6 protein-coding genes are annotated in these 9,063 nt (G+C 51.1%); 1 reads left to right on the forward strand and 5 read right to left on the reverse strand.

Translation table 11 applies throughout. The features are described 5' to 3' along the window. Positions 1-630: 630 nt before the first annotated feature. On the forward strand, positions 631-2,217 hold the full coding sequence (rny, locus tag Q0418_RS06815) for a ribonuclease Y (protein ID WP_298483396.1): 1,587 nt from the start codon (positions 631-633) through the stop codon (positions 2,215-2,217). Between the two features lie 88 nt (positions 2,218-2,305). Here the strand turns inward: rny and nadC are convergent, their stop codons facing one another. The 5 genes from nadC to Q0418_RS06840 form a co-directional block, all read right to left on the reverse strand. Next, the gene (gene nadC / locus Q0418_RS06820; protein ID WP_367276242.1) at positions 2,306-3,151 is read right to left on the reverse strand and encodes a carboxylating nicotinate-nucleotide diphosphorylase; all 846 of its coding nucleotides are present in this window, start codon (positions 3,149-3,151) and stop codon (positions 2,306-2,308) included. 13 nt (positions 3,152-3,164) lie between these two features. After that, complete coding sequence (gene nadB / locus Q0418_RS06825) at positions 3,165-4,616, reverse strand: L-aspartate oxidase (RefSeq protein WP_298483398.1); 1,452 nt, start codon at positions 4,614-4,616, stop codon at positions 3,165-3,167. A 765-nt stretch (positions 4,617-5,381) separates the two neighbouring features. Further along, positions 5,382-5,774, reverse strand: a complete 393-nt coding sequence (locus Q0418_RS06830; protein ID WP_298483399.1) for a thioesterase family protein — start codon at positions 5,772-5,774, stop codon at positions 5,382-5,384. Between the two features lie 21 nt (positions 5,775-5,795). Then, on the reverse strand, positions 5,796-7,685 hold the full coding sequence (locus tag Q0418_RS06835; RefSeq protein WP_298483400.1) for an LTA synthase family protein: 1,890 nt from the start codon (positions 7,683-7,685) through the stop codon (positions 5,796-5,798). Positions 7,686-8,187: 502 nt separating this feature from the next. Next, positions 8,188-8,910, reverse strand: a complete 723-nt coding sequence (locus Q0418_RS06840) for an elongation factor P 5-aminopentanone reductase (protein ID WP_298483401.1) — start codon at positions 8,908-8,910, stop codon at positions 8,188-8,190. Positions 8,911-9,063 lie beyond the last annotated feature (153 nt).

The raw sequence follows: 9,063 nt of genomic DNA on the forward strand, positions 1-9,063 counted from the left end.
TTCGTCAGATGAAACAAAAAGCGCAGTGAATACTTTGTGTATTCACGAGCATTTCTGTGAAATATGACGGAAAATATGCAAGCATATGACGTGCAAAGTTGCCAGGCGCTCTTTGTGCGGTGTTGCCTAAATGTGAATCTTTCGCAAAACGGCTTGACAAGTACCGCGAAACAGTGTAAAATAAAAGTGTTGTATCAAATTACAAACGAATCCCGGCAAACGCTTTGCCGGGAAACGCTGCGTTTTGAAACGTGTGCGTTTTGATTCATTACAGATGCCGGTCACGGCGGAGTCGGATTTTCTCCCGTGAACGGTTTTCCATAAAGATTGCACAAACAGCGGCATTGACAATTTGACGCTGGAACTGCTTTTTCTGCCGGCTGTCGGCAGAAAATATCGGAGAAATGTGATCACGGAATTGCGATGCTCCCTTTGATACGGTGCAGAATATCCCCACAGGCGCACTGTCCGCCTCTGCCGGGGATGCGGTACGGCACTGCCCCATACCAAACGGGAAACAAATTTCTGAGGAAAAATACAAGTGAATACGAGACGCACATGCCCCTTTGGCGAAAACGCCGCTGTGTTGTATAGATAGACAAATCAGTTATAAGGAGGTAGTGCATAGAGATGCAAGAAGTGAGTTTGGCACTGACGGTGATCCTCTGTGCGGCTGCGCTTTTGATCGGCGCAGGAATCGCCGGATGGCTTGCATACCGGAAGGGCATCCGGACAGGTGCAGAACAGCGCAAGCAGCAGGCAGAAGCTGCCATCGGCTCTGCGGAAAAAGAAGCCGGACGCATTCTGGAGGATGCAAAGAAAGAAGCAGAATCCAAAAAGAAAAGTGCACTGATCGAAGCAAAGGACGAGATCTATAAGCTCCGTTCAGACGCAGAAAAAGAGATCAAGGACAGACGCTCTGAGATCGGACGGCAGGAACGCCGTATTCAGCAGAAGGAAGAAAATCTGGACAAAAAGACCGACAACCTGGACCGCAAGGAAGAATCCCTCAAGCGGAAGCTGAAGAATGCCGAGGACAAACTGGCAGAAGCAGAAGCTGTGAAGGAAAATCAGCTCCAGGAACTGGAACGAATCTCTGGGCTGACCCAGGATCAGGCAAAGGAATATATCCTGAACACCCTGGAGGACGAGCTCATCCACGAAAAGGCTGTGAAGATCTCCTACTATGAGCAGCAGCTCAAGGATGAGTGCGAAGAAAAGGCACGCAGCTATATTTCTCTCGCCATTGCAAAATGTGCGGCAGATCAGGTATCTGAAACAGCAGTCTCCGTTGTGGCGCTGCCCAATGACGAAATGAAGGGTCGTATTATCGGCCGTGAAGGACGGAATATCCGTACTCTGGAAACGCTTACCGGCGTAGACATCATTATCGACGATACACCGGAGGCGATCGCTCTCTCCTGCTTCGATCACGTGCGCCGTGAGGTTGCACGGATCGCACTGGAAAAGCTGATTGCAGACGGACGGATCCATCCCACCAAGATCGAGGAAATGGTCGAAAAGGCTCGCCGTGAGGTAGAGCACCGTATCCGCCAGGAGGGCGAACGTGCTGTGCTGGAGACCAATGTCCACGGTGTGAACAACGAGCTGGTGAAGCTCCTGGGACGGCTGTATTACCGCACCAGCTACCGCCAGAACGTTCTGGCGCACTCCATCGAGGTTTCCAAGCTGTGCGGTGTACTGGCATCGGAAATGGGTGTAGACGCAAATCTGGCACGACGTGCCGGACTGCTCCACGACATCGGTAAAGCACTGACTGCGGAGATCGAAGGCTCTCACGTACAGATCGGTGTGGATGTCTGCCGGAAGTACAACGAAAACAACGAGGTCATTCACGCCATTGAAGCCCATCACAACGATGTGGAACCCAAAACAGCTATCGCATGTATCGTACAGGCTGCTGATGCCATTTCTGCGGCACGTCCGGCAGCACGAAGCGAAAACTATGAGAACTACATCAAGCGGCTGCAAAAGCTGGAGAGCATCTGCGCATCCTATGAGGGCGTGGAAAAGTGCTATGCATTGCAGGCAGGCCGTGAGATTCGTGTTATGGTGGTGCCTGAGGTCATCAATGACGAAAAAATGGTTCTGGTGGCACGCCAGATCGCAAAGCAGATCGAAGCCGAAATGGACTATCCGGGTCAGATCAAGGTGAACCTGATCCGCGAGAGCCGTGTGGTAGATTACGCAAAGTAAATCTGAATCAGAATATCAAAACGTCCCCGATACCGGTTTGTGACCGTGTCGGGGACGTTTTTGTTGCATACGCAAACGTATTATGATGTTATTTCTTTTCCGAAATTCGCATGGAAATATCAAAGCACTTTACAGAATGGGTCAGTGCACCCAGGGAAATAATATCCACGCCGGTTTCCGCAATGCTACGGATAGTCTGCTCGGTAACATTGCCGGATGCCTCTAGCAGTACCTTGCCGTTTACCAGCTGCACTGCCTTTGTCATTTCCTCGCAGCTCATGTTGTCCAGCATGATAATATCCGCCCCGGCAGAAAGTGCCTCTTCCAGCTCTGCCAGAGTGCGCACTTCCACTTCAATTTTCACCATATGACCGATTTTCTTACGCAGCGCCGTCACTGCCGGGGTAATGCCGCCGTATGCGTCAATGTGATTGTCCTTGAGCATCGCACCGTCAGACAGGTTATAGCGGTGGTTCTTGCCGCCGCCCACTGTCACGGCATATTTTTGCAGGGGTCGCAGTCCGGGCAGGGTCTTTCTGGTATCGGTGATCTGTGCGTTTGTCCCGGCAACCAGCTCCACGCAGCGATTGGTCGCTGTGGCAATGCCGCTCATGTGCTGAAGAATGTTCAGCGCCGTGCGTTCGCCCTTGAGCAGTGTCTTGGTACTGCCGGTAATAGTGGCGATAATATCGCCTTTCTGTACCTTTTCTCCGTCATGGATACGGATGTCCATCTCAAATGCGCCGCCTACCAATTCGAACACACGCTTTGCAATGTCAATGCCGCAGAGGACGCCGCTGTCCTTCGCCAGATAATAAGCTTCGCTGGTATGGCTGTCGTCCAGGAGATTGTCTGTGGTGACGTCAATGTAATGAATATCCTCGTCCAGTGCTGTGGTAATCAGCCGATCGATGTAAGTTTGCTGTAGCATAATGCAGTTCCTTTCCTCAAAGTACTTCCTTCAAAATCAAATACGCCACTGTGGCAAGAGATTTTGCTTCTACATAATCCGCATCCACAATATAAGGCTCAGAAATCAGCTGATTGCGAATCTCCGTAATGCGAGCCAGTCCCTCAGGGAGCTTTTCCTTATTGGGGATGACAAAATAATTTTCCTGCATGATCTTGCGGATCTCCGTGCGGAATCCCTTGGGCAGCTTTTTGGCATCAGGATTTACTGGAAATGCCGCTTCTTCAAAGGTTTCCGGTGCATCCGGCAGCTTTCTGGCAATGTCCAGCGCCGCCTGTCTGGAGAATACCAGAGCTTCCAGCAGGGAATTGCTGGCAAGGCGGTTGTTGCCGTGAACGCCCGTGTGTGAGCACTCCCCTGCTGCGTACAGATTGGGAATCGTGGTCTCGGAATTGTTGTCCACCTGAATGCCGCCCATAAGGTAATGCTGGCATGGGAAAATGGGAATAGGCTCCTTTGTCATATCATAGCCCTGTTCCAGGACTTTTTCATAGATCATAGGGAATCGGTTCCGGATGAAATCCGGGTCTTTGTAGGAGATATCCAGGTAGAATTCATCGGAATTCGTCTCCCGGCTCTCCAGGATAATGGAATGGGAAACCACATCCCGTGGTGCAAGCTCCAGCCGTTCATCATAGCGATCCATAAAGCGTTCTTTTTTGCAGTTGAGCAGATACGCACCCTCCCCCCGGACTGCCTCGGAAATCAGAAAGCACTCACGTGTATGGCGGTTATTGAACGCCGTGGGGTGGAACTGGATCAGATGCAGATTCCGGATCTCTGCCCCGTTTTCATAGGCAAAGGCAATGCCGTCACCGGTGGCGATTTTGGAGTTAGTGGTAAAGCCGTACACACGGCCGATGCCGCCGGTGGCAAGAAGCATGAAGTGGCTGCTGTAGACGGTGCAGGAGCCGCCCTGGAGTACATTGACAGAAAAACCCGTGGCAGTCTTTTGCATGCCAACCATCATGGCGTGTTCCAGAATGGTCACATTGGGCAGGGTCTTGACCTTCCGGATGAGCTTATCCAGAATTTCTGCCCCTGTGGCATCCTTGTGGTGGAAGATCCGGTGACGGGAATGCCCCCCCTCCAGTGTCCGATGCAGTTCGCCGTCTGCCGTCCGGTCGAAGTCCACGCCGAAGTCCAGAATGGTCTGGATCTCGTGGGCAGCGTGGGTGGTCAGAATGTGCAATGTTTCCGGGTTATTCTTGAAGCCCCCGGCAATCATGGTGTCATGCTCGTGGAGCTCCACAGAATCCTGGGGCGAATTGTATACCCCGGCAATGCCGCCCTGTGCCAGAGCAGAGTTACAGAGGGTCAGCTCCTGTTTACAGAGCAGCAGCACCCGGCAGGAGGAAGGCAGATTAATGGCACCGTAAAGTCCGGCGGCACCGCAGCCCACAATGATCACGTCAAAAGTATTTTCCATAACATTCACGCTTCCTATCCTTTATTGCAGCATCCATACGAGTTCCACCTTGGATCGTATCCGTACCTGCATTTCTCCCCGTCGGCGACAGCAGGATATCGCACGCCGACAGGGGGCATGATTTGGTTTATGGCAATACCGCACAAAGATTGTGCGTCAGATGCGCAGTCAGTTTTTTCGTCAGATGAAACAAAAAGCGCAGTGAATACTTTGTGTATTCACGAGCATTTTTGTGAAATATGACGGAAAAGATGCAAGCATATGACGTACAAAGCCGCCAGGCGCTCTTTGTGCGGTGTTGCCTTATGACTTATGATAAGTATAGCATAAGACGACAGGTTTGTCACTACTTTTTCGGCGTTTTCGGAAATTTGCGCAAAATGAAAGGCGAAAGCTGTTAAATTTTTGACAATCCAAAGAGGAGACGTTGAAAATGAAAGTGATTTCTTCCGAATGGACTACATTTTCACTGGTCTGTAGGGGCGGATATCATCCGCCCGGTGCTTTCCCTGTTTGCTTTGTTGAAAACGTCCCACCGGGACGTTTTCAAAATCTTGGTTACTGAAAAGGTCTCACAAGGCGGGGCGGTCTTGTTCGCCCCGCCTCGAAAAAGCTGTCGCTTTTTCTCACCACCCTCGACCCGGCGCAAAAGTATGCGCCGGGTGTTTCGCCGTCTGCGGCGATATCGCTTTACCGCCCGGAATATGTGAAATTAATCTGCCCAAAACAAAAAGCCGCAGCACTTGGCTGCGGCTGAAACTGCAATTATTCTCCACGTTTCCGTGCCTTTAACGTAAACCGTTCGGCATCCACCAGAAACCGCTTATGGGTTCCCGAACCGATGATGCTGACACCGTCCTCTGCCGTCACGTGGAAAGAGATCTCTCTACCGCTGACAGCAGTTACCTCTGCGGTAGCTGTCACTGTCAGCCCCGGCGGTGTTGCCGCATCGTGACTGATCTCTAGCTTTGTCCCCACGGTAGTCTCCCCTTCTGCAAGGAAAGGCGCAACAGCATTGCACGCCGCCTGTTCCATGAGCGAAGCCATCATAGGTGTTGCAAACACAGGAAGCGAACCGCTTCCCACTGTCATTGCCAGATTCGACATGTCAACCGTCACAGATGCTGTTCCGGATGCGCCAATTGTAATCGGTTCCATACAAATTCTCCTCCATTTGGATCAGTCAGAATCACTGGATTCTGTGGTTTCTTCAGACGGATCGGGCAGCACATCCAGTGCGCTCGGTGAAACAATGTCGCCCAGAATACGGTCATAGGTCAGTGTGTCAAGCTTGGTGTTCTTCTCCTGCATGGGCATGTAGTTCGTGGAATACACCGGCTCTGTTTCCATCTCATTCATCATGGACTGAATAAAGCTGTCCCTGGGCGCGTCGATCAGTTCCATGACCAGATAGGGTGCATAGAATGTGGAAACTGCCTCCTCCGGCAGCGAACTAGTGTTCAGGTCATAGTTGCTCCAGAGGATATACCGCTGTTCATACAATGTGCTGCAATTTTCACTGGTGATGTTCAGCTGGCTATAAATACCGTCATCGCCCCGCAGGGACGGAAAATGGTCACCCACAAAGAGCACGATAGTCGGTTCGTCCACCTCTGCCAGACGATCCAGGAAATCCGCAAGACCGTCTGACGAATGCTGTAGACGGCTCAGATAGTTGACAAATTCATCCTCGCTGTCTCCATCGGTATAGGGCTGGTGGTTCTGCATGGTAGTGGCATGGACATAAAGCGGCTCATCCGTAGAGTCAATGAGGGATTCGATCTGATTGTACACCACATTGTCGTCAATATATTCTCCATAGGTGCTCACCGGCACGGTGAAATCATCCTCGAAGATCATGGTATCAAAGTTGAACTGTCCATAGATCCGTTTCCGGCTGTAGAAGCTGCTCTGGAAGGGATGGACATACGCTGTGGAATAGCCCCAGCTCTTATAGTAGGATGGTACTGTGGGCTGCTGACGCTCCAGGAGCATTCTCTGGGGCATATTGGGGTCATTGATGGACTTTACCGGCAGTCCGAACAGCAGCTCGAATTCCGTCCGGACAGTATAGCTGGCATAGGTCGGCACGATCAATGTACCCTCTGTTCCCTCAGAAGCTGCCTCATCCAGACCGTCATAATACTGATCCAGTCCGGTATAGCCCAACTCTTCCAGTTCCTTCGAAAATGCCCGGAAATCCGCAAAGGATTCCGACATGATCTCAATGACATTGGGCTTTACGCCGCCGTCAAAATCTAGATCCGGCACTTCTTCTGCCAGATACTGGTCGATCAGATCGGAGCTGTCCTCCTGATATTCCTCCGGCTCTTCCAGCTTGTTGGAGAGATTCTCCGACCCGGTCTGCATGAAAAAGGCAAGAAATCCATTGTTTTCAAACTTTTCGTTGAGAATGAAGGTATTGTCCGCCGCCTTAGTATCCAGCTGGAACAGGGCATACACTGGCTTCGAAACAGCAGGCACTGTTACCACCATGACACAGGCAATCAGACATGCCAGCCCCGGCACCAGCCGCTTCGGCAGCTTCACACGGGTATTGAACCTTGGATTAAACCAATACGCCACCAAGATAAACGCCACGCAGATGGCAAGATAGAGAATCAGCCTGGGGGTGATTTTGATATACGCAAAGGACGTGAGACTTTTCAGGCTTCTGGCAAGCTTCATATCCGTCATAATGAGATGATTGCCATTTGTGTTGTATTTAAACAATTCCGTAATACTCAGTGCCATATACAGGACGCTTTCCAGCAGCATGGAGAACCAACCAGAGCGGAACAGCAGCAGTGCACCGAGAAAAATCAGTGCTGCAATGAGAATATTGAACAGCATAATGGTAGGGTGTTCCGAAATGAACAGCACCAGCTTGCTGGGATATTTGTCCTGGTTCAGTTCTGCCATACAGACGATGAAAATCGGATAGAGCAGCAGCAAAATCCGGTTTGTCATGGGATACCGCAGGGTATTATACGACCGCTTTTCATGGACAGACCAACACCATGCACGCAGAGAAGAAAGCAGTGCATTCCATGTCTTTTGTTGTTTCATGCTATGATATCACCTTTATTTCAAACGAACTGCATTCCCGGAAAAAGGGTAAGGTTATTCCGGAATGCTCCTGTGTCAATCGATATAGGGCAATACCACATAAAGATTATGCGTCAGATGCGCCGTCAGGCGCTCTTTGTGCGGTGTTGCCATAGGATTACTATAGCACAATTCCCCCTGTTTCGCAAGGGCTCTCACAAAATACTCATTGGATTTTCACCGGATTTGTAACTTTGGATTGAAAAGCAGGAAAGATTTTCGTTAATTTTGTGCAAAATGAACCTGGTGGAATTCGAGGAAATTTTCAAAAATCACAACAATAAAAACTTATCCGTACATACCCTTCCACCGCCTATCGGCGGTCCCCCTCTCCTTTCAGGGGAGGCATTCTTCACAAAATTTACAATTTGCTAAAGATAGGCGCTTTCAGCCTCCCCTGAAAGGGGAGGGGAACCATTGCGCAGCAATAGTGGAGGGGTTCACACGCCAACAATAATTCATTCTATAGGCAGAGGTATCCGCCGTTTACAGGCAAGTCCTGTCCGGTGATATATGCCGCCTGGTCGGATACCAGGAACCGCACTACCGCTGCCACATCTTCCGGCGTGCCAAGTCTGCCCATCGGTGTCTCCTCTGCCAGTTCGTCCAGCGTCTGTGCATCCAGATGGGCGGTCATATCCGTCAGAATCGTCCCCGGAGAAACGGCATTCACTCGGATGCCGGACGGTCCCACCTCTTTCGCCAATGCATGGGTAAACGCCAGCACCGCACCCTTTGTCACGGAATAATCCACCTCGCAGGATGCCCCTGTTTCTCCCCACATGGAGGAAATGTTCACGATACAGCCCCTGTGCCGGGACAGCATGGACGGCAGCAGCAGCCGGGTCAGTTCCACCACTGCCGTGAGATTCACCGCATATAGCTCCCGTACCTGTTCCGGCGGCATACACTGAAACAGGTCGATATAGGAACATGCCGCATTGTTCACCAGCACGTCCACCTGTCCCAGCTGTTCCAGAACAGTCTGCGCCAGCTGCGGCAGCTGCGCCGGGTCAGAGAGATCTGCCCGGATGGGGATCACGCCCCACTCCGCCGCCAGCGCCTGCATTGCCTCGCTGCTGCGGTGATATGTCCCGGCAACCTGATACCCATCGGCAATCAGTCCACGCACGATTGCCGCCCCGATTCCCCGGGATGCCCCGGTGACCAATGCTGTTTTCAGCATATGCAATTCCTCCTTTGTTCAGAACAAGGAATTCATCCTCTTCATAGGGAAGCACTGATGAAATCTGGTGCGCAGATTGTACTCTACGAGCATAAATTGCGTCAGATTTTTCGTCAGATGAAACAAAAAGCGCAGTGAATACTTTGTGTATTC

Origin of the sequence: uncultured Ruminococcus sp., from assembly GCF_937915125.1 — a bacterium.
Classification (GTDB): Bacteria; Bacillota; Clostridia; order Oscillospirales; family Ruminococcaceae; genus Ruminococcus_C.

Bases quoted from the DNA above. Each gene is read 5' to 3' on its own strand.
- rny (WP_298483396.1), top strand. From the start codon at position 631: ATGCAAGAAGTGAGTTTGGCACTGACGGTGATCCTCTGTGCGGCTGCG.
- nadB (WP_298483398.1), bottom strand. From the start codon at position 4,616: ATGGAAAATACTTTTGACGTGATCATTGTGGGCTGCGGTGCCGCCGGA.
- Q0418_RS06830 (WP_298483399.1), bottom strand. From the start codon at position 5,774: ATGGAACCGATTACAATTGGCGCATCCGGAACAGCATCTGTGACGGTT.
- Q0418_RS06835 (WP_298483400.1), bottom strand. From the start codon at position 7,685: ATGAAACAACAAAAGACATGGAATGCACTGCTTTCTTCTCTGCGTGCA.
- Q0418_RS06840 (WP_298483401.1), bottom strand. From the start codon at position 8,910: ATGCTGAAAACAGCATTGGTCACCGGGGCATCCCGGGGAATCGGGGCG.